This is a genomic window from Neorhizobium sp. T6_25, from assembly GCF_002968555.1.
Taxonomy (GTDB): Bacteria; Pseudomonadota; Alphaproteobacteria; order Rhizobiales; family Rhizobiaceae; genus Neorhizobium.
In genome coordinates this window covers 1-25,633 of record NZ_PVBL01000005.1, presented here as the reverse complement: position 1 = coordinate 25,633, position 25,633 = coordinate 1, and the positions used below count along the sequence as shown (strand labels likewise).

The following is a 25,633-nucleotide window of genomic DNA, read 5'->3' as shown; positions in this document are numbered from 1 at the left end:
CCGATTCCCCGCATGATTGTAGGGCCTGGATATGTCATTTCAATTGTTCGCGCGACACGTAATCAGGTTTTCGGTCGCCAAAATAAAACGGGCCTCCGAAGAGGCCCGTCCCGATGCTCTGCCCAGATTGCGGTTTTACTTCATCGTCGGCATGACGAATTCCGCACCGTCCTTGATGCCGGACGGCCAGCGGGCGGTGATCGTCTTGGTCTTGGTCCAGAACTTGATCGAATCCGTGCCATGCTGGTTGAGATCGCCGAAGCTGGAGGCCTTCCAGCCGCCGAAGGAATGGTAGGCGAGTGGAACCGGGATCGGCACGTTGATGCCGATCATGCCGATATTGATGCGGCTGGCGAAATCGCGGGCGGCGTCGCCGTCGCGGGTGTAGATCGCAACGCCGTTGCCGTATTCGTGCTTCATCGGCAGATCGAGCGCTTCCTCATAGTTGTGGGCGCGGACGACTGAGAGGACCGGACCGAAGATTTCCTGCTTGTAGATGTCCATCTCGGGTGTGACGTGGTCGAACAGCGTGCCACCGACGAAATAGCCGTTCTCATAACCCTGCAGCTTGAAACCGCGGCCGTCGACCATGAGCTTTGCGCCTTCCTCGACGCCGCGGTCGATCAGGCCGTTGATGCGGGCATGCGCTTCCTTGGTGACGACCGGGCCCATGTCGGCCTTGTCGTCCGTATAGGGGCCGATACGCAGGGACTCGATCTTCGGGATCAGCTTTTCGACGAGGCGGTTGGCGGTTTCCTCGCCGACCGGGACGGCAACCGAGACAGCCATGCAGCGCTCGCCGGCCGAGCCGTAACCGGCGCCCATCAGCGCGTTGACGGCCTGGTCGAGATCGGCATCCGGCATGATGATCATGTGGTTCTTGGCACCGCCGAAGCACTGGGCGCGCTTGCCGTTCATGGCAGCCGTGCCATAGACGTAACGGGCGATCGGGGTCGAGCCGACGAAGGAGACGGCGCCGATATCCGGATCGGTAAGGATCGCATCGACGGCCGCCTTGTCGCCGTTGACGACGTTCAAGATGCCGGCCGGCAGGCCCGCCTCGATCATCAGTTCGGCAAGGCGCATCGGCAGGGACGGATCGCGCTCGGACGGCTTCAGGATGAAGGCATTGCCGCAGGCGATCGCCGGCGCGAACATCCACATCGGGATCATGCCGGGGAAGTTGAACGGGGTGATGCCGGCGCCGATGCCGACCGGCTGGCGCATCGAATACATGTCGATCTGCGGACCGGCGCCTTCGGTAAACTCGCCCTTCGACAGGTGCGGGATGCCGATCACGAATTCGCAGACTTCCAGGCCGCGGATGACGTCGCCCTTGGAATCCTCGATGGTCTTGCCGTGTTCGCGGGACAGCATTTCGGCGAGCTCATCCATATTCTGGTTGAGCAGATCGACGAACTTCATGAACACGCGGGCGCGGCGCTGCGGATTGGTGGCAGCCCATTTCGGCTGCGCCTGCTTTGCGTTTTCGACGGCAGCGCGGATTTCCGAAACGCTGGCGAGCGAAACCTTCGCCTGGACTTCGCCGGTTGCCGGATTGAAGACGTCAGCCGCGCGGCCGCTGGTGCCGGCGACATGCTTGCCGCCGATGAAATGCCCGATCTCACGCATGGGTATGCTCCTCCATTTTGGTAAGTGGCGGGAGTCTACACTTCGATTTGCACAAAGCAATGGAGTGGAATAAGCATCCGTTGTGCAGAAATTGAAGCAAGATCGAGGCTATGATGTCTGGCAAGATGGTCAGGATTGCGGAACTGGAAATCGATCCCGCACAAATCGACGCCTATCGAGCCTTGCTTGCCGAGGAAATCAAGGCATCGGTGGACAATGAGCCGGGCGTGCTGATGTTGCATGCGGTCTCTGAAAAGGAACGGCCTGAGCAAGTCCGCATCCTGGAAGTCTATGCGGCTTACGAAGCGCACCTTCGGACGCCGCATTTCCTGAAATACAAGAAATGCACGGCGGACATGGTGAAGTCTCTCAGGCTGATCGACGCCGATCCGGTGATGATGCGGGCAAAATAAGCAACAGGCATTGAAAGACGACCAACAATGAACTGGGATGATGTCCGCATGTTTCTGGCGGTCGCCCGCGCCGGACAGATCCTGTCTGCTTCGCGGCGGCTCGGTGTCAACCATGCGACGCTCGGACGAAGGGTGACCGCGCTGGAAGAGGATTTACGCACCCGCCTCATCATCCGCCGGACCAATGGCTGCGAACTGACTGCCGAAGGCGAGGTGTTCTTTCGAGCGGCCGAGCGGATGGAAACCGAGATGCTGGCGGCGCAGGCGAGCACCGGGCGGATCGACGCGGCGATCGCCGGCACTGTCCGGATCGGTGCACCCGACGGTTTTGGCGTTTCCTTCCTTGCCTCGCGGCTCGGGCGGCTGACGCGCCGGCATCCGGAACTCAAGCTGCAGCTGGTGCCGGTGCCGCGATCCTTCTCGCTCTCCCAGCGGGAGGCGGATATCGCCATCACCATCGAACGTCCGGAACAGGGCCGGCTCGTCTCTTCGAAACTGACCGATTATACGCTGGGCCTCTATGCCTCGAAGACCTATCTCGATCAGGCCGGAACGCCGCGAACGGTCGAGGCGTTGAAAAGCCATCCGCGCATCGGTTACGTCGAAGACCTGATCTTCTCGCCTTCCTTGAATTTCACAGGCGAGGTGATGCGGGACTGGGATGCGAGCTTCGAGATTTCAAGCGCCATCGGCCAGACCGAGGCAGTGCGTTCCGGGGCCGGCATCGGCATCCTGCACGACTATGTGGCGCGGCAATATCCGGAACTGGTGCGCGTGCTGCCCGAGACCGTCATCCGGAGGTCCTACTGGACCACATATCATGAAACGACTCGCGACCTGATGCGGCTGAGGACGGTGGTGGAATTCTTGAAGGAATTGGTCGACGGGGAAAGCCACATCTTTGTGTGACGGACAAGACGGCCTTCAAGAGGAAAAAGAAGAAGACCCAAAACAGGGTCCGGCCGCCGGAGCGGCCGGAAAACCTTGTATCAAGAAGGCAAGAAGGTCGTAACCGGAACCTTGAGTGCCGCGGCAATGCGCTTCAGCTTGGCCGGGTCAGCATCGGTGCCGTTTTCAATGCGAACGATCTCGTCGTTGACGAGGCCGGTCGTGATGGCAAGCTCTTCGATGCTGTAGCCGACAGAACGTCGTATTTCGGCGACGGCTGAGGCGATATGCTGCGGAGAAAGCTTCGCTCCATTGGCGGATGCGAAATTATTGATCGAAATTGTCATTGTATGCTCCTTCTGGAATGGCCTGCCGAAAACCGGTCAGGTGAAGGGGGACGAACGCCCGAGACGCAGGAGTCTAAAAAATTAGGCACCGGCTGCCGCAAACATAGGCATGCTAACGACCGAGACAAGGGCGATTAGTGCAGTGCACAAAAATGTGTCCGCTTTTGGGTCGAAAGGAGGCGGCGTCTCTTTACCCGGCGCTGTCAAAATGGCCGGAATCGGGCATTGTTGCCTTAAATCGAGCTGAAAAAACATGAATGGCACCGCTTTTGCGGTGCCACATTAAATTTTCTTAACTTTCAAAAAACCGCGTCAGGCCGACTGAATCGACTTGATCCTGTCGATGCCTCCGACGATCGCGGCGAAATCCTGCCAGACGCCTTGAGCGCCCTTCTGCCATTCCTCGAAGGCTTCCGGCTTCAGCAATTTGCCGCCATTCTTGAGCGACACGGCAACGGATGCCGCCTCGTCGTCGACGATGAGCTGGTTGAAATAGGTAGCTCCTTCCTTCGACGCCTCCTGGAATACCGCCTTCTGCTCGGCGTTCAACTGGTTCCAGAAGCTGGCGGAATAATAGATCACGCCGGACGCCCAGATATGGCCGGTTTCGGTCATGCAGGGCACGACTTCATAAAGCTTGAAGCCGGCATAGGCGGATTTGGTGAGATCCATGGCGTCCGCGACGCCGGTCGCCAACGCATTATAGGTCTCGGTTATCGGAATGCCGACCGGCGCGGTACCGAAGGCGGCCCACAGCTTGGTGTGCAGCGGGCTCTGGATGACGCGGATCTTCTTGCCCTTCAGCTGTTCCGGACGGGTGACCGGCTCCTTGGTCAAGAGATGACGGGCGCCGTAGTTGATGAAATCGCCGATCACGAAATTCTGGGCGGCGAGCTTCTGCTTGAGATCTGCCCCGACATTGCCGTCGACCGTCTTGCGGACATGGGCTGCGTCGCGGAAGAGGAAGGGCAGATCGAGGACCTGCAGCTCCGGCACCCAGCCGGACAGTGACGAGACTGTCGAAAGGCTTGCCTGCACGGAACCGAGGCGGGCGCCTTCGGCCACTTCCTTCTCGCCACCGAGCGCGCCGTTCTTGACGACGTTGAACTTGAACTGGCCCGGCAGCTTGGCTTCCACCAGCTCGCCGATCTTCACCCAGATCTTCGATTCCGGCTTGTCGTCGCCAAGCAGCGAGGCGGTGGTGATCGTCGTCGTGCGAGCGGCTGCGCTGCGCACGAAAACGGGAGCGGCAAGCGCCGCGCCGGTTGCTGCGGCAGTCTTCAGAAGGGTTCGGCGGTTGATGTTGTCCATGTCTCAGGTCCCCGGAATTATGGAAGAATCAGAAGATGATCGCCCAGGCGCAAAGGATCGCCAGGGAAACCAGAAGTGCAAGCAGATAGGGCACGACCGCCTTGAACAGCGCGGCCGCAGGAATGCGGGTGACGCCGCTGACCACGAAGATCAGCATGCCGAGCGGCGGGGTCAGGCCGTGGATCATCAGATTGACGACGATGATGACGCCGAAATGGATCGGGTCGATGCCCGCAGCGACGGCGGCCGGCAGCAGGATCGGACCGAACAGCAGGATCGCCGCGCCGATATCGAGCACCAGTCCGACGACCAGAAGGATGACGTTGGAGAGGATGAGGACCGCGAGCGCACTGCCGCCGAGCATCGTCACGAACTCCAAGACGAGGCCGGAAACATTGTCAACGGCGAGCAGGAAGGCGAAAGGCCCGGCCGTGCCGATCAAAAGGCCGATTGCCGCGGACTCCGTCGCCGCCTGCCGGAACGAGGCGAGCAGCGAGCCTGCTCCGACCCCGCCCCAGACGGCGAGGATAATCGTATAGAGGGCCGCGAGAGCCGCCGCCTCCGTCGTGGTGACGATGCCGATGCGGATGCCGACCACGACGATGATGCCGAGACCGAAGGCAGGAATGGCGGAGATCGCCGCCTGCCGGCGCTCGCGCCCCGAGGCACGCGGCAAGGCAACCTGCTCTCTGACAGACAGATGGATGGCCACGGCGAGACAAACCGCCATGAGACCGCCGGCGAAGAAACCGCCAACCAGCAGCGAACCGACCGACAGATTGGTGGCCGTCGCAAGGATGAGGAAAGCGGTCGACGGCGGGATGACGTTGTCGAGTACCGAGGTCGCGGCGATGATCGCGCCTGCCTGTGCCGGCGGGTAACCGTGCTTCACCAGTTCCGGCTGGAAGGTGGAGGCGCCGAAGGCGGCGTTCGCGACGGACGAACCCGAGGCGCCGGAAAACAGCACGCTGGTCAGGAGCGTCGTCTGCGCCAGCCCCGCCCGGCGATGGCCGACCATGGATGCGGCGAACCGGACGAGCTGGTTGGCGACGCCGGAAGATGTCAGCAGCCCGCCGGCCAGTAGGAAGAACGGAATAGCGAGCAGCAGGAATTTCGACATGCCGGCCACCGTCGAAGAGACGATCGCCGGTTCCGGCAGGCTGCTGCCGAAGGCGATCGCCACATAGGCTGCCGCCAGGAAAGCATGCGCCAGCGGAGCGGCGAGGACGAGACCGAGTGCTGCCATCAGCGCCAGGAACAGGCTCGGCGGCAGTTCGCTGTCGATAAAGATTTCGGGAACGCCGAAATAGAGCGCGGCTCCGAGGACGAGCGATATCAGCACCGGCAGCGCCCTGCCCTCGGCAAGCCTTTGCAGGAGGAGTACAACGAGGATCAGCACGCCGCCGACGCCCAGGAACCCGAAGCGGATCCACTCCGGAACGCCGAGCGCCGGAGAAATACCGCCGAGCATGGACATGATTTCGGAACCGCCGAAGAGCAGGATCATCGCGGCCAGCACGGTGAACACGTCCGCCAGAACCTGGGTCGCCGGCAGCAGCCGGGCGGGAGCCAGACGCACGAAGACATCGAGCCGCATGGCCAGCGCACTGTTGAGGCTGAGCGGGGCGCCGATCGAGATCAGCGCCACATGCAGCCATATCCCGAGGTCTTCGGCACCGATGAAGCCGGTATTGAAGAAATAGCGCAGGCAGACGCTGACCAGCACGACCGTCAGCAGAAAGGCGAGGATGAGCGCTGCAATGGCTCCAAGCACGGTCTCGACGCCCTTCAGCACCCGCGCCGCAAGGCTACCGCTCCGGACTGCCGTCTGCTCTAGAACGTCGGATGGGCTGGCTGCCACGGGCTTCTTACCTTTGCCGGAATCGAGTTGTCCTGACCGTGGAAAGGTCACGATAGAAGAGCGTCTATCAGGTGAATGACACGCCGCCGACCTCTCGCGTGAGACATCGGGACGCGGCAATACCTTTTCGCCGAAGCGATGGGCTTCCTCAAGCAGCGGAGGCCCGAAAGAAGAAAAGTTTTCGGCGCCCAGCCCGTCGCGTGGCCGCAGGTCAAGCGACCATTCCCACGCCGCAACGGTCTCGATCCGCAGTTAAAACCAATATCTCGCTTTCGCTGCATCTTTTTGCGAGACACGCTTTGGTTTTGAGTGAATTAATGGATTCGCGGAAATGCAGGGGCGACCCTTGCGTGACAATCGGGGGATGTGTCCGTGGGCGATATCGAACAAGAAAAGAAATCTCAGGATTTCTTCGAATTTCATCCGGAGCCCGCCCCCCAGACAGGGGCTTCGCCCGACCCATTCCACGCGGAGATGAGGGATTTCACCATCTTGAGCGTCGATGACGACGAGATGTTCCAGAATTCCCTCAGGCTTACGCTTTCCGGCTTCACCTATCGCGGCGTCGCGCCGCGGATACTGATGGCCGCTTCTGCCAACGAGGCGGCCAAGCTTCTGCTCGAAACGCCTTCGATCGCGGTCCTGCTGCTCGATGTCGTGATGGAGACGGACGACGCAGGGCTCCGGCTGGTTCGCACCATCCGCGAAGTTCTCGGCAACTCGCAGCTGCGTATCGTGCTTCTCACCGGGCAACCGGGCATCGCGCCGATGCAATCGTCGCTCGAGACCTATGATATCGCCGATTACTGGCTGAAGACCGACCTGACCAATGAGCGGCTTCACAGTATTCTCACCGCAAATCTCAGGACCTTCGAGCAGATCGACGTGCTGAACCGCGCGCGCCGGGGCCTCCAGAGCATTGTGGAGGCGAGCAACAGCCTGGCGAGGTCATCGGGATTCGAGGACTTCTCCCGCCGAATGATCCACGAACTGGCCGCACTGCTCGGCGTCAGCGAGGACGGCATCGTCTGCGTCCGCGGACGTGACCGGGAACAGCCACCGAAGATCATCGGCTCGGCGGGGCGGTTCGCTTCGGTCCTCAACCAGACCCTCGATAGCATCCATGACGAATCCATTCGCGACCTGATCCAGCGCTCGCTCGACGAGCAGGCGAGTATCGAAACCGCGAAAGCGCAGGTTCTGTTTTTCCAGGGCCAGGCGGTCGCACCGCCTGCGGCAGCCTACATTGCGACAAACAGGCGGATCGACGACACGGAACGGGAATTGCTGCGGGTCTTCGCGACCAATATCGGCACCGGCCTGATCAATGTGGCGCTGACCAGCCAGCTCGACCGCACCGCCTATGAAGACGGCCTGCTCGAGATCGCGAACGGCAACGCGCTGAAGCGCGGCATTCAAGCGGCGCTCGAGGTTCCCCCGCCGCGCAGACGGAAGGTCCTGTTCATCGAACTGAACCAGTATGCGAGAAGCTGCGTCTCGCTCGGCGTCGAACAGGGCGATCACCTGCTGCGCGCTTTCGTGAAGCGCCTGGCAGCGGCCTTTCCGCCGCCCTGCATGATCGCGCGTCTGCACGAAGACGTATTTGCCGTGCTCGGACCGGAATATCTCGTGCGGATCGAATATGTAAACCGTCTCGAAGCGGGCGCCCACTCGCCCGAAGCCCTGTTCTTCGGCGCAGAGGCGGCCTCCCTCGATCTCAATCACTTCACGTCGGCTCAAACCGTCATCGCGACCGGACTTCTGCTCCTGAAGAAGGCCGGACTGAAGGGAACGAGCGGGCAGCTCATCGAATACGACCCCAATGTCGAAGACGAGACGCGCCGCCGGTTCGCTCTTTCGCAGCAACTTTACAAGGCGCTGCTCAACCGGGAAATCAGCGTCGTATTCCAGCCGCAGATCGACCTGACCGACAATCGGATCGTCGGCGCCGAAATCCTGGCACGCTGGACGCGTCCGGACGGTTCGGTGGTCTTTCCAGCGGAGTTTATTCCGCTCGCGGAGGCGAACGGGCTGATCGTGCCCCTTGGTCAGCAGATCCTGGAACAGGCATGCAGCGCGCTCCGGACCATGGGCGAAGCGGGATTCGCAAGCGTCACCATCGCCGTCAACGTCTCGCCGATACAGCTTGGGCGCAAGGAATTCATAGACGAACTGATCGCCACCACGCGCCGTTATGGCCTGTCACCGGATCGGCTGGAACTGGAAATTACCGAGACGGTCGCGATGGAAGAGCACCAGCACGCCAACAACATGCTCTCCATCCTCAGAAGCGAAGGTTTTGCGATCGCGATCGACGATTTCGGCACCGGCTATTCCTCGCTGACGAAACTGCGGTCGTTCGAGGCCGCCACGCTCAAGATCGACCCGTCGTTCATCGCCGGTCTCGGAGACACCAGCCAGAGTGACATGATCGTCGAGATGGTCATTCAGCTTGGCGAGCGCATGAACATGCGTGTCCTTGCCGAAGGTGTCGAGACCGAGCAGCAGGCGGAATGGCTGCGGTCGAGAAAGTGCATCCTGGCGCAGGGTTATCTCTACGCTCGCCCGGAGCCCTTCGAGCAGTTCCTGGCGCGGTTGCAAAACTCGTCGGTCAAGACGGTGTAGCGGCCGATGATCCCCGAGTTTGCCCCCCGCATGTTTCCGTCTTTCCGTGCCATTTATCGCCATCGCAGGCGGCTTGCCATCTTCGTGGTACCCTGGGTCGTGGGACTTGGCCTCGGCGTTCCATTGCTCTGGTATCAAATCGGCGCGAATGCGCGGGAACCCCAGATCCGCAACAGGGAGGAGACCCTGTCGCAGGGTTACGACATTCTTGGTCGAGCCCTGGATCGGCTGGGCCGCGACGCCCTGTTTCTCGCCGACCTGCAATCGCGCTTCGGCGAAACGACGACACGGCTTGCCCCGCTGAGCGCTGAAATATTCCAGAGTTTCGCCGCCAGCTCGCCGGATTACGATCAGGTGAGGTGGCTGGATAATGACGGCAATGAGCGGCTGCGCGTCAACCGCCGCAGCGGCGCGGAACCGGTCGTCGTCAGCAGCGAGCAGCTGCAGAACAAGGCTGACCGGCCTTATTTTCGCGATACGGTTCAGCTACCGCTGAACGGCCTCTATTTCTCCGCCCTCGATCTGAATATCGACAATGGCGTGGTCGAGGTCCCCCATCTGCCGACATTGCGCGTTGCAAGCCCCGTCTTCCGCAACGGGACCAAGCAGGGCATCATCGTCATCAACTACCGCGCCACGCGATTGCTCGAACGCCTGAAGCGGCTCGACAGGAGCGTCGAGCTCTATCTGATGAACCAGGCAGGATACTGGCTCCAAGGTCCAGATGCGGCTGCGAACTGGGGCTGGCAGCTTGAGGCCTCAATGCCCGGCCCGGCTGAGGCGGAGATGTTGCGGGCGATCGGCAAGGGGGACAGAGGGCTTTTCGGCAGCAGGGACGGCGTTTGGAACTACCGTCGCTTCCAGCCCGTCGCGAGTTTGCTGGCAACAGGCGAAGTCGCGGAAAGACGTGCCGCGGGTGCCGACCTCTATCTGCTCGCCCGTGACTCGGCGGCCGCGATCAACGACCAGGAAACGAGGGGGAAACTCATTCTCGCCGCGGTCGCGGCAATCCTCGCCATGGTGGCGCTTGCGGTCACCGGCCGCCTGGCCAACGGCATGGAGGCCGAGGCGGAATGGGCGCGGCAAATGGAGGACACGAACAAGGCGCTGCGCGAGACCAATGAAAAACTGAACGTGACCCAGCGGGAACTTGCGCGAGCCGAACGGCTGTCGTCACTGGGCCTGATGGTTGCAGGCGTCGCCCACGAAATGAACACGCCGCTTGGAAGTGCGGCACTCGTGCTCAGCAAGGCCGCCAAGGATCTCAGGCTTTTCAAGGAACGGATCGCAGCGGGGCTACGCCGCTCGGATCTCGACCTCTATATCGCAGACAGCGATGCCAGCCTCGATCTGGTGCGCGACGCCATCCACCGGTGCACCGCGCTGGTTCAACGTTTCAAACAGGTTGCGGTCGACCGCGCGACGCTGGAGCGACGGGATATCGATCTCGCCGCATTCATTCCCGATGCCGATCCGCGCCTGCGCAAATGGGACGCCACCGCTGGCATCAGCCTGACGCTGAACGTGCCCGACGATCTGGCGATCACCACCTATCCGGGACCGTTTGCCCAGGTCTTGTCGAACCTCCTCAACAATTCGCTGCTGCATGCCTTCGATGCGGGCAAACCCGGCATGATCAGCATCGATGTCCGCAGACTGGCAGACCAGGTCCTCATGGAATTTACCGACGACGGTCGCGGGATAAACGGGACGGACATCCAGAAGATATTCGAACCCTTCTTTTCCACGGCCCGCCACAGCGGCGGTACCGGTCTCGGGCTGCATATCGTCCACCAGATCGTCACCGAAGTTCTCGGCGGATCGATCGCTGTCGAGAGCCCGCCCGCCGGCGAGGACAGCGGCACCCGGTTCATCATCCGGCTTCCGAGAATTGCTCCGGCACAGGCGGGAACTTAAAGTCTCTTCAGATCCCGGCATACCATTCGTAGCCGCGATCCTCCCAGAAACCGCCGTTGCCGCCGTAAAGGCGACCGAGATCGGCCACCGCCTCGATGCGGGTCAGATATTTCGCCTGCTTGTAGCCGAGCTGGCGCTCGACGCGCAGCCGCAGCGGCGCGCCATGTGCGACTTCGAGGTCCCGGCCGTTCATCGTGTGGGCGAGGATGGTCTGCGGATGGAAGGCATCCACCAGGTCGATGCTCTCGTAATACCAGCCGCTGCCGTCGAGCGACTTCTCGTACTCGTCGGCGCAATGGAAGACGATGTAGCGGGCTTCCGGCTTCAGGCCGACCGTGTTGAGCAGCGCGCCGAGCGGCACGCCGGTCCATTTGCCGATGGCGCTCCAGCCTTCGACGCAGTCGTGCCGGGTAATCTGGGTGCGGGCCGGCAGCGCTTTCAGGTCGGCGAGCGACAGCTGCATCGGCTTTTCGACCAGGCCGAAGATATCCAGCTTCCACGTCGAGAACTGCCGGTTCATCCAGTCGAGATATTGCGGATTGTCCGGCATGCTGGTGCCGTTGGCCCGAAAGACCGGGGACAGATCCGCCTCCGTGAACTCCCGTGCCAGCGCGTTATCACCGAGCAGGAAGCGCTGGGTTTTCATCGAAAGCCCCTCGGCGATCTTGAGGACCGATTTCGTCCGGTCGCTTTCGACGAGCGCGTCGCAGCCGCTCAAACCGAGCGCCGAAGCCGTCATGGTCGCGCCGATCAGGAAGCGGCGGCGGGTGAAGATGCTGCTCATTGCCTGTCTCCCTTAATGTCGGCTTGGTCGATCGCGTAGTAGCCGGTGATCATCGAACGCAGATTGTTGAAGACGCCCGACAGGATCACCATCGCCACGTGGACCACCACGAAGGCGACCAGCGAAAACGCGGTGAGGAAATGGATCGTGCGGGCCGATTGGCGGCCGCCGAAGACATCGAGCAACCAGGGTGCCACGGCATTGAAGCCGGGCGACATGGTGAGCCCCGTGAGGATCATCAGCGGCAGGAGAAGGATGATCACCGCGACATAGCTGAGCTTCTGCAGCGTGTTGTAATGCCGCGCCTCCGGCCCTTTCGCAAACCGCAGCCGGGCGTGATTGGCGATTTCGTGGCCGATATGGGCGGGCGTCAGCTCATCCCGGGCCGGCAGGAGATCGCGGCGGAAATGACGGCTCAACAATCCATAGGCGAGATAGATGAAGCCGTTGATGACGAACAGCCACGCAAAGAAGAAATGCCAGCGCCGGCCGCTTGCTAGGTCCTGATAGCTCGGGATCGTCAGCCAATCGGGGAACCCTCGTGCGGTCGCCTCGCCGTTCACGTTAGAAACGCCGAGAAATCCGGTCGTGTCGAAGGTCATCGAGCCGATATGCGTAAGGCCCTTCGCCTTGTCGCCATCCTCGACCGCCTCCGTGGAAATGAAGGAAGGATCGTTATTCGCACCGTATTGGCCCCAGTAGAGCGTCGGGTGGGCATTGAATATCTGCAGGCCGCTGAACAGCAGCACGGTCATGCAGAGCACATTCACCCAGTGCGACAGGCGCACCAGCAGGCTGTGGCGGTAGATGACCGTCCGGCCGGTCGCAGCGCCGGCATCGATCGTGGCCATGGTGTTTCCTCCGAATGCGGAAATCGGGCTCCAGCAGATAGACGCGGCCGCCGGGCAGAAAGTTTCAGCGGCCGCGGCAGATCATTTCATGGCGTCACTTCATCGCGTCACAGGCCTTCATCATGTCGGACTTCTTCATCGCGTCCTTTTCCATGCCCGCCTTGTGCATGCAGTCGGTCTTGGTGCTGCCGGTCGCCATCGAGTCCTTCTTCATAGCATCCGGTTTCATGGCGTCGGTCTTCATGGAGTCCTTCTTCATCGTGTCGGTGCTCGTGCTGCTCTGAGCGTTCGCCGCACCGGCAAGCGAAAGGCCGACAACAAAGGTGCAGGCTGCGAGGCAGGAAAGAAGCTTGGTCATGGGATGTCCTCCTGGGATCAATCGATGTGTCCGCCGGCTGCGTGCCGAGGGCTCACACCCATCAATTCGACCCGGCCAGAAAGTCGTTACAGCGTCACGGTTATGTGATAGGCCGAAAGCATCCGGAATATTTTCCATTCCGGATGTAACCGTTTATGTGCTTCTCCGAATAATCATTGAACAGCATGACGAGCACCCATTCGGAAGAAGCCCTGAAGGCCCTGATGCTTCTGTCTCTTGATGGGGACGAGGCCGCCTATCGGCGTTTGCTCAACGCAGTGCGCGCCCTGCTTGTCGGATATTACAGCCGCCGAATGGCTGCTGCGACGAAAGCGGACATGGAAGACCTCGTCCAGGAAACATTGCTGGCGCTGCATTCCCGCCGGGAAACCTACGATCGCGAGCGGCCGTTTACCGCATGGTTCTTCTCGATCGCCCGCTACAAGCTGATCGACCACCATCGCGGCCGCGGCAGCCGGATGATGGCGGAAACGGAGCTCGGCGAGGATTTCGAGAGCGACTACAACGAGGAAGGCCTGACGGCGCGCATGGATGTCGAACGGCTTCTGGACGGCCTGCCGGCGAAACAACGGGAATTGATCCGCCAAGTGAAGCTCGAGGGCCAATCCGTCGCGGACACGGCAAACCGGACCGGCCAATCGGAATCGGCCGTCAAGGTCGGCATTCATAGAGGGATCAAGGCACTGGCGGAGAAATTGCGAGGCGGACAGTGAGAAAGACGGACGACATCATCGACAGCCTGGTGGGCGAATTGAAGCCTGTGCCGCGCCATGCGCTGGCGCGGCGCTTCGTGGCCGGCGTCCTGCCGGCGCTCGCCGTGTCGCTGGTGCTGATGCTGGCGATCCTCGGCCTGCGCATAGACATGGCGGAAGCTCTGATGTTGCCGGTGTTCTGGATCAAGTCCGCCTATAACGTGCTGCTGGCGATCGCCGCGTTCCTCGCCGCCTACCATCTGGCGCGGCCCGACGGTTCCAGAGGGCGGTTCTTCCAGGTCGCGGCGGCGATCGTTGCGATCATGACCGTGGTTGCCGTCAGCCAGCTGATGATGTCGCCGGCTGAGACCTATCGCTCCTTGATCATCGGATCGTCAGCGCTCCATTGCCCTTTGCTGATCTTCCTTTTCGCGCTTCCGGTGCTTGCCGGGAACGTGTGGGTGCTTCGCCGCGGCGCGCCGACGGACCTGAGGCTCACCGGCTTCATCGCGGGGATTGCGGCGGGTGCCGCCGGCGCCTGGGTCTATTCCTGGTTCTGCACCGAGAACGGCATGCCTTTCGTGCTCATCTGGTATTCGCTCGGCATCCTGCTGACCGGCATTCTCGGCTCGCTTCTGGGACCCCGGCTGCTCCGCTGGTGAGCCGGCGGGAAGATGCCTTGGGTCGATAATTCATTTCCAGCAGCCGACCAGTTTACGATAATATAAGGTGCGGAATTCAGCGGCAGACCTGGTCGATTACGGTGCACGAGTGCCTAAACACTCGGAGTGCCGTCCGTTCCGACAAAACTCTTGATCTGGAAGAAATGGTACGGTTGGGGGGTCTCGAACCTCCGACCTCAGGTGCCACAAACCTGCGCTCTAACCAACTGAGCTACAACCGCACAAACGCCCTTGGGCGCCGTTGGGGGGTCACATACGGCGATCGGACTTTTTTTGCAAGTCCTATCCCGCAAATAGAAAGTCCTTTCCCGCAAATAGAAGAGGCCGGAGCATGCTCCGGCCTTCTCCTTAAAATCATGCCTTAAGAATTAGGCAGCCTTGAAGGTCGTCATGACCTTTTCAGCGGCTTCCTTGCCCGGCTTCGTCACGTCTTCGACGATCTTGCGGGCGGTGTCCTGCATGGACTTGGCCTGCTCAACCGTGATTTCAGCCTGCTTGCGGATGAAACCAGTCTGCAGTTCGATCAGTTCGGCAAAGGATTTCACGCCGAGCAGCGATTCCATATGGGTCAGCGAGTTTTCAGCATTGGTACGCAGAGCGTCGATCGCCTTGAGGCCAAGCTCTACAGAGCCGGACTGGGCCGACTGCATTGTGGATTCCACCGTCTTGGTGGCTTCCTCGGCAGCGGTTTTCATCTTAGCATAGGCTTCGCGAGACTGGGTGGCACCCTTTTCGGCGAAGTCGCGAAAGCCTTCGGTCATCTTGGACGGATCGAAAGCGGAGAAGGAAAAGATATCGTCGGTCTTGTATGCCATCGTTTCAGGTCCTCGTTGGCGATTTCTTCGGCAGAACCGAAGATGTCATGCCTCTTATATAGACCATCTCGTTGTGCATTGCAATATCATTGTGCGCTGCACAATAAAATGAGTCCCGGCATTAACCCTATCCGAGGTTTGGACGGCGGCGCTCTCGACCCGAAGGCAGGGGAAGGTTATTAACAATCCGTTAAACTACGTAGAAATCCGGTCACAAACGCCCTGTAGGTCTTGCCTATGTCCGCAGTTCAATACCCGTTCATCGACATTGCCGTGCACGAGCGCGTCCGCGATCGTTTTGCGGCAGGCGAAGCGATCGTGCTGTTTTCTCCGGACATGCAAAACCCTCTCTGGGCGAACGGGCGCGGCGCCGATCTTTTCGGTTTCGGCTCCATCTACGATTTCCTCGACCAGGGTCCCAACCGCGTCGATATCGCCTTCCGTCAGATCGAAGCGGCCGCGCGCCAGCTTGGCGAAGTCGGCGACATCCGCAACCTGACGATCCGCGTCGCCTCCGGTTTCCAGCGCATTCCCGTGCAGGCTATCTGCGAGCTTGTCCAGGTCCAGGGCGAAACGGCCGTGCTGTTCAGCGCGCCGGTGGAACGGGGCAGGCTCGCGCCTTCGGCCTCCGCGGCCCGGATGATCGAAGGCTTCGACGATCCCGATACGCATATGGCGGTGATCGACGAAAACGGCGAGGTGCTTGCGGCCTCGGCCGAGTTCGCGGGGCTTGGCGTTTCCACCCAGACGGCCAAGATGATGGCGACCATGGCGGGCGCCGATCCGAGCCGCCTCGTCAAGCGCCCGATCCCGACCTCCAAGGGCTACCTGCCGGCTGCCATCGGCAAGCTGTCGAGCGAACCGGCCCTGCATCTCCTGTTCACGGTCGAGACGGAACAGGGCCGCGCCGCCGTCGCCAACGGCTATGAGCCCCGCGACGAGGCACCGACGCTCGCCGAAGACGATCCGGCGAATGCCGAGATCGGCGAGGAGACCACGGAACCCGCTGCGAGCGGCGACACCGAGGACTTCACGGTCGAGGCCGAGCCGGTGGACGATTTTGCCGAGGTGATCGCCGCTGTCTCCGAAATCGAGGATACGGAAGAGCCGGAAGAAGAAATTTCGCTGGAAGCCGGCGGCGATGCCTCGCCGGTTCAGTCCGCGGACTTCGAGGAGCCGGCAGAAGAGGTCGCGCCTGAAGAGGACGTGCCGGCCGCGGACGCCGAGGCCCTTTCCCCCGATGACGCGATCGAGGCGGCCGAGGAGCTGGTTTCTCCAACCGCGATCGAGGATACATCGGCTGCCCAGCTGGAGACCGTGGAGGCAGCGCCTGTAATCCAGCCTGCAGCCGAAATTACCGCGCCGGAACCGGCTGGTTTCGTCTTCCGCGGCGACGGGCGCGCCACCCGCTTCGTCTGGAAGATCGATGCGGAAGGCCGGTTCAGGGAAGTTTCGAGCGAATTTGCCGATGCCGTCGGCCCCCATGCCGCCGATATCAACGGCATGGCCTTTACCGATCTCGCCGCCCTCTTCCATCTCGATCCCGAGGGCAAAATCACCGAGCTGCTCCAGAAGCGCGACACCTGGTCCGGCAAGACGATCTGGTGGCCGATCGAGGGCACGTCGCTGATGGTGCCGGTCGATCTCGCCGCGCTGCCGACCTATACCCGCACCCGCGAGTTCGACGGTTTTCGCGGCTTTGGCATCGTGCGCATCGGCGATGCAGCCGAGGATCCGAATGCCGTCGGCCTGACCCTGACCCGGGCGGTGCCGGAGGATGTGGCCGAGCCGGAAGCTGAGACTGTTTTCGAAAGCTACGAGGTACCCGCCGATGCACCGGAAATGGTGGCAGACGACGGTCTGCAGGGCGAAGCCGAGGATGCCATTGCTGGAAGTTCCGAGTATGACGAACCGGCTGCCGAGGCTTCGGTGATCGAAGAGCTGGAAGTCGCGGAAGATGCCGAGCAGCCGGCTGCCGCCGAAGACATATCCGCCGATGCAGCGCCATCCGAAGACCTGCTACCGGAGCCGGCACAAGAGGAGGCGCCGCAGCCGTCCAAGTCGGGGCGGCAGATCCCTTCGCTGCTCGACTGGCCGGCCGGCGAACGCCCGGCACTGCGGATCGTCGACAATGCCGGCCGCCGCCATTCCGACAAGGTCATCCAGCTGGAAGAGCGCCGCTCCAACCGCCGCGACGGACTGACCCCCGTCGAACAGGCGGCTTTCCGCGAAATCGCCCGACAGCTCGACAATTTCGTCGGTCGCCGCAACGAGGAAAAGACGCCGGAGGCCCCGACCGAGGCGGAGCTACCCGTTGTCGAACAGAACGAGCCGAGCGCGATAGAGCCGGCTCAGCTCGAGCTTGAGGCGGTGCACGAGGAACCTGTCGCCCCCGTTTCGGAAGAGATTTCCGAGGAAGAGGCGATCGCCTTCGCCGAAGACGCGAACCAGGCTTTTGCCGACGGACCGATCGAGCCCACCGAAGAGACGGAAACCGCTGTGGAGGCTCCGGCCGACCCGCATCCGGAACTTTCCGACCGCGAACTCTTGAGCCAGATGATACCGGTTCGCGAGCGTATCGGCCTTTCCGCGGAGATCGTCGACCAGATGCCGGTGGCGCTTCTCGTCCACAGCGGCGACACCTTGATCTACGGCAATCCGGAATTCCTGCGGCTGACCGGCTATCCCTCGATCGACGAGCTGGCGGAAGTCGGCGGTCTCGATGCGCTGCTGCAGCGCCAGGACCTCGAAGGCAAGACAACGGAAGCCGGCGGTATGGTCGTGGTGCGCGCCGACGATGTGCTGGTGCCGGTGACGGCGCGCCTGCAGTCCGTCCGCTGGGACAATTCGACTGTTCTCATGTTGGCGCTGATGCCGGTCGTTGCCGAGAGCCAGGGCTCCACCGAGGATGGAGAAGCGGCGGCGGTCATTCCCCTGCGCGCGCCTCGCGCCGCCGACCAACTCGCCAAGCTGCAGGTCGAGGTAACCGAACTGCGCGCCATCCTGGAAACGGCCACCGACGGCGTGGTGATCATCGGCGCCGATGGCGACATCCGCTCTCTGAACCGGGCGGCGAGCGCACTCTTCAACTACGACAATGAAGAGATCAACGGCAAACCTTTCGTCACCCTGTTCGCCCATGAGAGCCAGCGGGCGATCCTCGATTATCTCGCCGGGCTTGCCGGCCATGGCGTGGCGAGCGTTCTCAACGACGGCCGCGAGGTCATCGGCCGCGAGGCTTCCGGCGGCTTTCTGCCGCTGTTCATGACGATCGGCAAATTGACCTCCTCGAACGGCTATTGCGCGGTCATCCGCGACATCACCCAGTGGAAGCGCACCGAAGACGAGCTGCGCACCGCCAAGCGTGCTGCCGAGACGGCGAACGCCCACAAGAGCGAGTTCCTCGCCCATGTGAGCCACGAAATCCGCACACCGCTCAACGCGATCATCGGCTTTGCCGACATGATGGCGAGCGAACGTTTCGGCCAGATCGGCCATGCGCGTTATGTGGAATATGCCAATGACATCAGCCGTTCCGGTCGACATGTGCTCGATATCGTCAACGACCTCCTCGACATTTCCAAGATCGAGGCCGGCGAGATGGAGCTCGATTTCGTCGCGGTCGGCCTGAACGAGGCGGTGTCGGAAGCCGTCTCGCTGGTACAGCCGCAGGCAAACGGCCAGCGGGTGATCATCCGCACGGCCCTCTCGCATGCCGTGCCGCAGGTGGTCGCCGACCCGCGCTCGATCAAGCAGATCGTGCTGAACATCCTGTCGAACGCCATCCGCTTCACGCCCTCCGGCGGTCAGATCGTCGTATCCACGGCCTACGAGACCAACGGCAACGTGGTCCTTCGCGTCCGCGATACCGGCATCGGCATGACCCGCTCGGAGCTGGAGCTTGCGATGAAGCCGTTCCGCCAGGTTGCGAGCGCCTCCCGCAAGCGCGGCGACGGCACCGGCCTCGGTCTGCCGCTGACCAAGGCGATGGTCGATGCAAACCGCGCCGCCTTCGCGATCACCTCTGCACCGAACGAAGGCACGCTGGTGGAAATCACCTTCCCCTCGCCGCGGGTGCTGGCGAACTGATCCGGGAGACTGCGACCAGTTTCGCATCCTCCTGGCTTGACCGGGGACAGTGGCAGGCAGCATTCGTGGTTGCGTCGAAGCTTATAGCTTCCCTAGGTTGTCTCAAACATTAAAAGAAAGGCAGCCGAAGCTGCCTTTGAAGTTTAATGCTGTCCAACGAGGGTCGGTGGAGACGTCATGTCTATGAAAACTCGCGGCTAGGCGTAGTTCATACACGAGACGAAACCATGTTGCTCCACTTTTGATCAAAGCGGCTTAATGGGTCGTTAACAGCGACCCATTTCTGGAATTCATGCCGAAGATGTGCCGTATCGATACATCTCGCCTCGTTGGCGATACGCGGGCGATTCAGCTTTTCAACTCGACAAGGCCGTCGAACAGATCGAGCGCTTCCGGATTGGCGAGCGTCTCCTTGTTCCTGACCGCCCGGCCATGCACGACGTCGCGGACCGCCAGTTCGACGATCTTGCCGGACTTGGTGCGGGGGATATCGGCGACCTGGATGACCTTTGCCGGTACATGGCGCGGCGAAGCGCCGGTGCGGATGCGGGCCTTGATCGCCTTGGTAAGATCGTCGTCGAGCTTGAGATCGCCGGTGAGGCGGACGAACAGGATGACGCGGACGTCGTCGTCCCAGTCCTGGCCGATGCAGATGGCTTCCGCGACCTCCTCCATCTGCTCCACCTGATTGTAGATCTCGGCGGTACCGATCCGCACGCCGCCCGGATTGAGTGTCGCGTCGGAGCGGCCATGGATGACGATGCCGTCATGTTCGGTCCATTCGGCGAAATCACCGTGGCACCAGACATTGTCGAAGCGCTCGAAATAGGCCGCCCGGTATTTCTGACCTTCGGGATCGTTCCAGAACATGAGCGGCATGCACGGGAAGGCCTTGGGGCAGACGAGTTCGCCTTTTTCCCGGCGCACCGGCTTGCCGTCGTCGTTCCAGACGTCGACGGCAAGCCCCAGACCCGGCCCCTGGATCTCACCACGCCAGACCGGCTTCAGCGGATTGCCGAGCACGAAGGTGGAGACGATGTCGGTGCCGCCTGAAATCGAGGCGAGATGCACGTCCGATTTGATGCCTTCGTAGACGAAGGAAAAACCTTCCGGCGAGAGCGGCGAACCGGTGGAGATGATGAGCCTGAGCGCAGCCAGATCGTGGCTCTGCTTCGGCACGATGCTGCCCTTGCGGAGCGCGTCGATATATTTCGCCGAGGTGCCGAACACCGCGAACTTTTCTGCTTCGGCATAGTCGAACAGGACGTTGCCATCCGGCGCGAAGGGCGACCCGTCGAACAGGCAGAGCGTGGCACCGACCGCGAGGCCTGACGCCAGCCAGTTCCACATCATCCAGCCGCAGGTGGTGAAATAGAACATCCTTTCGCCAGGCTCGAGGCTGCAATGGAAGCGATGTTCCTTGAGATGTTGCAGCAGCGTGCCGCCGGCCGAATGGACGATACATTTCGGCACCCCGGTCGTGCCGGACGAGAAGAGAATGTAGAGCGGGTGGGAGAACGGCAGGGGCTCGAACTCGGCGGCCTTCGCTTCATAAGGCGCCGTGAAATCGGCAAGTGTACGGCCATCGGCAAGCGATGCGGCGAGTGCGGGAGCGTCGCCGGCATAAGGCACCACCAGAACCGGCGTCTTCAGCACCGAGGAAACCGCCCTCACCTTGGCGACGACGTCCTGGAGCTTGCCGTTGTACCAGTAGCCATCGCAGGTGATGAACAGCTTTGGGTCGATCTGGCTGAAACGGTCGAGCACGCCCTGTTCGCCAAAATCAGGTGAACAGGAAGACCAGATGGCACCGATCGAGGCGGTGGCCAACATGCAGGCAATGGTTTCCGGCATATTCGGCATCATCGCAGCAATGCGGTCGCCCTTCTCGATACCGAGCACCCTGAAGGCCTGCTGCAGACGAGAGACTTCGGCGCGAAGTTTATCCCAGGACCAGCGATAGCCCACCTTGTCCTCGCCGCGGAAGATCAGCGCGTCTCCGGCGCCTGTTCCGGAGAGTAGATTTTCGGCGAAATTCAGCGTCGCATCAGGGAAGAAACGGGCGGCGAGCATGTCTTCGCCGTTGATCAGTGCGCGTTCGCCGCGCTCGCCCTTGACGCCGCAGAAATCCCAGACCGCCGACCAGAATTCGGCGCGCTCGCTGATCGACCACGCGTAGAACGCATCATAGTCGGGAAAGCTTTTGCCAAAGCGCTCGGCGCACCAATTGATGAAATGATAAAGCGGGGTTTTCTGCTGTACTTCCTTCGAGGGCTCCCAGAGCGGCTGTTCATTGCCCATTCCCATTCCTCCACCCTCGGAGAACCCCGCCCCGACATTGGAAACCAGGGTTCTGCCTCGTCTCCATCACACCAGACCCTGCGAGCTCGCAGCGTATCGGCTTTTATAGCATGTTGCACCGCATTATAAAGGAGACAGCCGGGGATGTTTCCCGGATTTGCACGGGGCCGGCATTTCCTATATGCGCGTGATGATCATGCTCACCAATCCGATCGGAAATCTGCGGAAGAACCTGGGCCGCCCGCTGGGCCGGCGGTCGCGCCGCGTTCTGATCGGCGCCATCGTCGCCCTCTGCCTGTTCGCGCTTTTCCAGGTTGTCGCACCGTTCCTCGTTTCATCGGCCGTCGTGCGCGAAAGCATGGAGCGGGCGGTCGCCGAATGGACCGGCCATGACGTGGAAATCGAGGGAACACCGGATATCCGCTTCTGGCCCGAACCTCGGGTCACGCTCAGGGACATCACCATCCGCAAGCAGGCGGAGGACGGCGAGCGCGTGCTCGGCCGGGTCTCACGGCTTTCGGCGTCGTTCGACCTCCTGCAGGCCCTGGTCGGCCAGCCCGAGTTCAAGGACTTTCGGCTCACGGATCCGGAAATCTACGTCATCAGGGAGGCCGACGGCAGGCTCGACTGGGCGAATGACGGGCTGCTCAGCCGTGCAGTGCGCGGTGCGCGGCCGGACGGCAGCGGCCAGACGCTGACGGCGGATGACGATGCACGCATGGGCGATGTCGGCATCACCAACGGAACACTCGAAATCTCCGACCTCGCCAGCGGCCGCGTCACACGGTTCCAATCGATCGACGGAACGCTCGACTGGCCCTGGCTTTCTCGCGGCCTGGAGCTCAAGGCGGATGCCGAGCTCAACGGCCGGGCGCTGACGCTGGACATAAGTTCGCCCCAGCCCCTGCTGCTGCTCTCGGGCAAAAGCGGCGATATCTCGGGCACGATGGCATCCTCCCTCTTTCGGGGCCAGTTCCGAGGCGTCGCCAACCTTGCGGCGCAGGCATTTCTTTCGGGCGATGCCGAACTGACGGTCCCCGACCTTGCGGCGGCGATGAGCTGGGCCGACCTGAACTTTTCCGGCACGGAACGCTTGAAAAGCTTCTCGTTGACGACCCACCTCGTTACCAACGACAACGTCCTTCGCTTCGACAACCTCTCCCTCAGCCTGAACGACGCCAAGGCGACGGGCATACTCGATCTGCTGCTGCCCGCGGACAAACCGCCGAGACTGACCGGCACGCTCGCCTTCGACCGGATGGATTTTTCCGCCGCACTTGCCGCCATTAAGCCGCGCACCATGGGAGACGCCAGCCAGGGCGATGGCCAGCTCGCCGATCTGGAACTCGACCTGAGGCTTTCCGCCCAGCAGGCGACACTCGGACCTTTCCAGCTTTCGGAGGCCGCCGTGAGCGTGATGAACACCGGCGAGCAATCCCGTATCGACATTGCCGACAGCGATTTCGAGACGGGCCGGCTGACCGGCCGGGTCGCCACCGTAAAAGGCGGCGTGGCAGGGGCCGTCGCCCTGCGCCTTGCTGTCCAGGACGCCGATTTCGGGAATATCGTCAGGGAACTCGGCCTCGCCGGGCCACTTCCGGCGGCACGCGGATCGTTGGACCTGGCGCTCGACGTCGACCGGCCGCTGGAGCCGGAAGCCTGGCGCAACGCCAAGGGTACCTTGCGCTTCCGCGCGGACCGCGGTTCGTTTTCAGGCGTCAATATTGCCGGCATCCGGCAGCTCGCGGCGCAAAAACCCTATTTTCCCCTGAGCGATGCCGGCACCGGCAACCTGGAATTCGACCATATCGACATATCCGCCAATCTTGCGGACGGTTCGGCCGATATCCGCGAGGGGAAGATCACCGGCGCCGCGGAAACGCTGACGCTTTCGGGCGTCATTCCTTATATCAACAACAGCCTCGCGCTCTCGGCGATCGTCGAAACGATCCCGCAGGGTGCCAATGCCGCGCCGCTGAGGGTCTTCATCGGCGGGTCCTGGCCAAACCCAGTCATCTGGCCTGTTTCGCAAACTCCGGCGAAACCCCTACAATGAACCGAATCAACCGGATGGGGGTAATCTGGTGGCGCGGTTCCTGATCAATCTATGCAAGGCGCTGCTCGCCTGTCTCATCATGGGCGCGGTCTTGAGCTTTTTCGGCATCACCATGCCGTCGCTGCTGGCGCTCCTGCACCTGACGCCGGACGATATCCGGATCGGGCTCGAGAACGCCTATGTCTGGTCGGTGCCGCGCGTCGTGCTCGGCGCCGTCATCGTGCTGCCGGCCTGGCTGCTCATCTACATCTTCATGCCGCCGCGCGGAGGCGAGTGAGCCTCAGGTCGTACCACGGGCTGCGACGTGCTCGTCGCGGATACGCCGCATCTCGGCCTGCTTGGTGGTGATCGAGGTGATGATGACGCCGATGGTGACAAGCCCGATCAGAATGGTGCAGATCGCGTTGATTTCCGGCGTGACGCCCAGGCGAACCTGGCTGTAGATCTTGATCGGCAACGTGGTGGCGCCGGGACCTGTGGTGAAGCTCGCAATCACCAGGTCGTCCAGCGACAGCGTGAAGGCCAGCATCCAGCCGGCGATGACCGCCGGAAAGATCAATGGCAGGGTGATCTTGAAGAAGGTCTTGACCGGCGGGCAGCCGAGATCGAGGGCCGCCTCCTCCAGGCTCCGGTCGAAGGTCAGCAGCCGCGACTGCACGACGATCGCCACATAGCACATCGTGAAGGTCGTATGCGCAATGATGACAGTCCAGAAACCGCGATCGATGCCGACCGCGACGAACAACAGCAGCATCGACAGGCCGGTGATCACTTCCGGCATGACGAGCGGCGCATAGATCATCCCGGAAAACAGCATCCGGCCGGGAAAGCGCGTGAAGCGCACGAGGGAAAGGGCCGCGAAGGTGCCGAGCACCGTACCGATCGTGGCGCTGATGATGCCGACGCGTGCCGTTACCCACGCGGCGTCCATGAGACCCTGGTTCGACCACATCGTGCGATACCATTGCAGCGAAAAGCCGCCCCAGACCGTGACGAGCTTGGAGGCATTGAACGAATAGACCACCAGGATGATGATCGGGATGTAGAGGAAGGCGAAACCGAGGGTCAGGACGGTGGCGTCGAAGCGGGATGATTTCATCTCAAGCCACCTTCTTCTGCTGGTTCTGGAAAATCATGATCGGTACGACCAGCATGACCAGCAGGATGACCGCCACGGCCGATGCCAGCGGCCAGTCGCGGTTGCCGAAAAATTCCGTCCACAGCGTCTTGCCGATCATCAGCGTGTCGGCGCCGCCGAGGAGATCCGGGATGACGAATTCGCCGGTGATCGGGATGAAGCAGATCATCGAACCGGCGATCACGCCCGGCAGCGACAAGGGGAAGGTGATCTTCCAGAATGCCTTCCAGGGCGGGCAGCCGAGATCGCTCGCGGCCTCCAGCAGAGTATTGTCCATCTTTTCCAGAGCCGCATAGAGCGGCAGGACCATGAATGGCAGATAGGAATAGACGATGCCGACAAAGACCGCGTAGTCGGTGCGGAAGACCTGAACCTGCTCATCCGCGCCGAGAAGGCCGACCGACTGAAACAGCAGCGTCAGCAGTCCGTCGGGCTTCAGGATGCCTATCCAGGCGTAAACGCGGATCAGGAAGGACGTCCAGAACGGCAGGATGACCAGCATGACCAGCGTCGGCCGCAGCGTGGTCGGGGCGCGGGCCATGGCGAGCGCCATGGGATAACCGATCAGCAGCAGCAGGAAGGTAGAGATCACCGCGATGCGCAGCGAAGAGAGATAGGCCTCTATGTAAAGCGGATCGTCGGTCAGGAAGAGATAGTTGTCGAGATCGAGTTCGGAAACGAAATCGCCGAATGCGCCGAACCCTTCGAACAGCGGCGTATAGGGCGGCATGGCGATCGCCGTCTCGGAGAGCGAAATCTTGAAGATGATCAGGAAAGGGGCGACGAAGAACAGCAGCAGCCAGAGATAGGGCACCGCGACCACCAGCCAGCGGGCGGGGTTGGGTTTGTTG

20 protein-coding genes and 1 tRNA gene are annotated in these 25,633 nt (G+C 61.8%); 9 read left to right on the top strand and 12 right to left on the bottom strand.

Going from position 1 to position 25,633, the window contains the following annotated elements:
• Positions 1-135: 135 nt before the first annotated feature.
• The gene (locus C5L10_RS08305; RefSeq protein WP_105429262.1) at positions 136-1,632 is read right to left on the bottom strand and encodes a CoA-acylating methylmalonate-semialdehyde dehydrogenase; all 1,497 of its coding nucleotides are present in this window, start codon (positions 1,630-1,632) and stop codon (positions 136-138) included.
• Between the two features lie 113 nt (positions 1,633-1,745).
• Here C5L10_RS08305 and C5L10_RS08300 point away from each other — a divergent pair, with 113 nt between their 5' ends.
• Positions 1,746-2,045, top strand: a complete 300-nt coding sequence (locus tag C5L10_RS08300) for a putative quinol monooxygenase (protein WP_105429481.1) — start codon at positions 1,746-1,748, stop codon at positions 2,043-2,045.
• A 27-nt stretch (positions 2,046-2,072) separates the two neighbouring features.
• Positions 2,073-2,954: a LysR family transcriptional regulator gene (locus tag C5L10_RS08295; protein WP_105429261.1), complete on the top strand. Its 882-nt coding sequence runs from the start codon at positions 2,073-2,075 to the stop codon at positions 2,952-2,954.
• Positions 2,955-3,034: 80 nt separating this feature from the next.
• Here C5L10_RS08295 and C5L10_RS08290 read toward each other — a convergent pair whose 3' ends face one another.
• From C5L10_RS08290 to C5L10_RS08280, 3 genes are all read right to left on the bottom strand, one after another.
• Positions 3,035-3,280, bottom strand: a complete 246-nt coding sequence (locus C5L10_RS08290; RefSeq protein ID WP_046630812.1) for a helix-turn-helix domain-containing protein — start codon at positions 3,278-3,280, stop codon at positions 3,035-3,037.
• Between the two features lie 312 nt (positions 3,281-3,592).
• Complete coding sequence (locus C5L10_RS08285) at positions 3,593-4,591, bottom strand: TRAP transporter substrate-binding protein (protein WP_105429260.1); 999 nt, start codon at positions 4,589-4,591, stop codon at positions 3,593-3,595.
• Positions 4,592-4,619: 28 nt separating this feature from the next.
• Entirely contained in the window at positions 4,620-6,452 is a 1,833-nt protein-coding gene (locus C5L10_RS08280; RefSeq protein ID WP_105429259.1) for a TRAP transporter large permease subunit, read from the bottom strand.
• Positions 6,453-6,824: 372 nt separating this feature from the next.
• On the opposite strand from C5L10_RS08280, the gene C5L10_RS08275 reads away from it, so the two are divergent.
• On the top strand, positions 6,825-9,077 hold the full coding sequence (locus tag C5L10_RS08275; protein WP_105429258.1) for a bifunctional diguanylate cyclase/phosphodiesterase: 2,253 nt from the start codon (positions 6,825-6,827) through the stop codon (positions 9,075-9,077).
• A 6-nt stretch (positions 9,078-9,083) separates the two neighbouring features.
• Complete coding sequence (locus tag C5L10_RS08270; RefSeq protein ID WP_105429257.1) at positions 9,084-10,994, top strand: sensor histidine kinase; 1,911 nt, start codon at positions 9,084-9,086, stop codon at positions 10,992-10,994.
• Positions 10,995-11,001: 7 nt separating this feature from the next.
• Here the strand turns inward: C5L10_RS08270 and C5L10_RS08265 are convergent, their stop codons facing one another.
• The 3 genes from C5L10_RS08265 to C5L10_RS08255 form a co-directional block, all read right to left on the bottom strand.
• Positions 11,002-11,778, bottom strand: a complete 777-nt coding sequence (locus C5L10_RS08265; protein WP_105429256.1) for a molybdopterin-dependent oxidoreductase — start codon at positions 11,776-11,778, stop codon at positions 11,002-11,004.
• Positions 11,775-12,629: a cytochrome b/b6 domain-containing protein gene (locus tag C5L10_RS08260; protein WP_105429255.1), complete on the bottom strand. Its 855-nt coding sequence runs from the start codon at positions 12,627-12,629 to the stop codon at positions 11,775-11,777. Before C5L10_RS08260 ends, C5L10_RS08265 begins: the two co-directional genes overlap by 4 nt.
• A 94-nt stretch (positions 12,630-12,723) precedes the next feature.
• Complete coding sequence (locus C5L10_RS08255; RefSeq protein WP_105429254.1) at positions 12,724-12,987, bottom strand: pentapeptide MXKDX repeat protein; 264 nt, start codon at positions 12,985-12,987, stop codon at positions 12,724-12,726.
• A gap of 185 nt (positions 12,988-13,172) precedes the next feature.
• Between C5L10_RS08255 and C5L10_RS08250 the strand changes: the two genes are divergently transcribed.
• Positions 13,173-13,721 carry a sigma-70 family RNA polymerase sigma factor gene (locus C5L10_RS08250; protein ID WP_105429253.1) on the top strand — a complete coding sequence of 183 codons (549 nt, stop codon included), beginning with the start codon at positions 13,173-13,175 and terminating at the stop codon, positions 13,719-13,721.
• Positions 13,718-14,362 (top strand): NrsF family protein, encoded by a 645-nt coding sequence (locus C5L10_RS08245; RefSeq protein ID WP_105429252.1) that lies wholly within the window; start codon positions 13,718-13,720, stop codon positions 14,360-14,362. Before C5L10_RS08250 ends, C5L10_RS08245 begins: the two co-directional genes overlap by 4 nt.
• A gap of 165 nt (positions 14,363-14,527) precedes the next feature.
• On the opposite strand, the gene C5L10_RS08240 is transcribed toward C5L10_RS08245, so the two are convergent.
• Both C5L10_RS08240 and C5L10_RS08235 read right to left on the bottom strand, forming a co-directional pair.
• Positions 14,528-14,604, bottom strand: a tRNA-His gene (locus C5L10_RS08240).
• A 147-nt stretch (positions 14,605-14,751) separates the two neighbouring features.
• Entirely contained in the window at positions 14,752-15,198 is a 447-nt protein-coding gene (locus C5L10_RS08235; RefSeq protein WP_105429251.1) for a phasin, read from the bottom strand.
• A 237-nt stretch (positions 15,199-15,435) separates the two neighbouring features.
• Here C5L10_RS08235 and C5L10_RS08230 point away from each other — a divergent pair, with 237 nt between their 5' ends.
• Positions 15,436-19,287, top strand: a complete 3,852-nt coding sequence (locus tag C5L10_RS08230; protein ID WP_105429250.1) for an ATP-binding protein — start codon at positions 15,436-15,438, stop codon at positions 19,285-19,287.
• 348 nt (positions 19,288-19,635) lie between these two features.
• Here C5L10_RS08230 and C5L10_RS08225 read toward each other — a convergent pair whose 3' ends face one another.
• Complete coding sequence (locus C5L10_RS08225) at positions 19,636-21,588, bottom strand: acetoacetate--CoA ligase (protein ID WP_105429249.1); 1,953 nt, start codon at positions 21,586-21,588, stop codon at positions 19,636-19,638.
• Between the two features lie 181 nt (positions 21,589-21,769).
• On the opposite strand from C5L10_RS08225, the gene C5L10_RS08220 reads away from it, so the two are divergent.
• Together C5L10_RS08220 and C5L10_RS08215 are read left to right on the top strand one after the other, a co-directional pair.
• Entirely contained in the window at positions 21,770-23,644 is a 1,875-nt protein-coding gene (locus tag C5L10_RS08220) for an AsmA-like C-terminal region-containing protein (RefSeq protein WP_172716948.1), read from the top strand.
• A 28-nt stretch (positions 23,645-23,672) separates the two neighbouring features.
• Positions 23,673-23,921 (top strand): hypothetical protein, encoded by a 249-nt coding sequence (locus C5L10_RS08215; protein ID WP_105418443.1) that lies wholly within the window; start codon positions 23,673-23,675, stop codon positions 23,919-23,921.
• A gap of 3 nt (positions 23,922-23,924) precedes the next feature.
• On the opposite strand, the gene C5L10_RS08210 is transcribed toward C5L10_RS08215, so the two are convergent.
• Entirely contained in the window at positions 23,925-24,743 is an 819-nt protein-coding gene (locus tag C5L10_RS08210) for an ABC transporter permease (RefSeq protein WP_105429247.1), read from the bottom strand.
• 1 nt (position 24,744) lies between these two features.
• Positions 24,745-25,633: ABC transporter permease subunit (locus C5L10_RS08205; RefSeq protein WP_245447954.1), on the bottom strand; the 889-nt coding region annotated here is incomplete at its 5' end.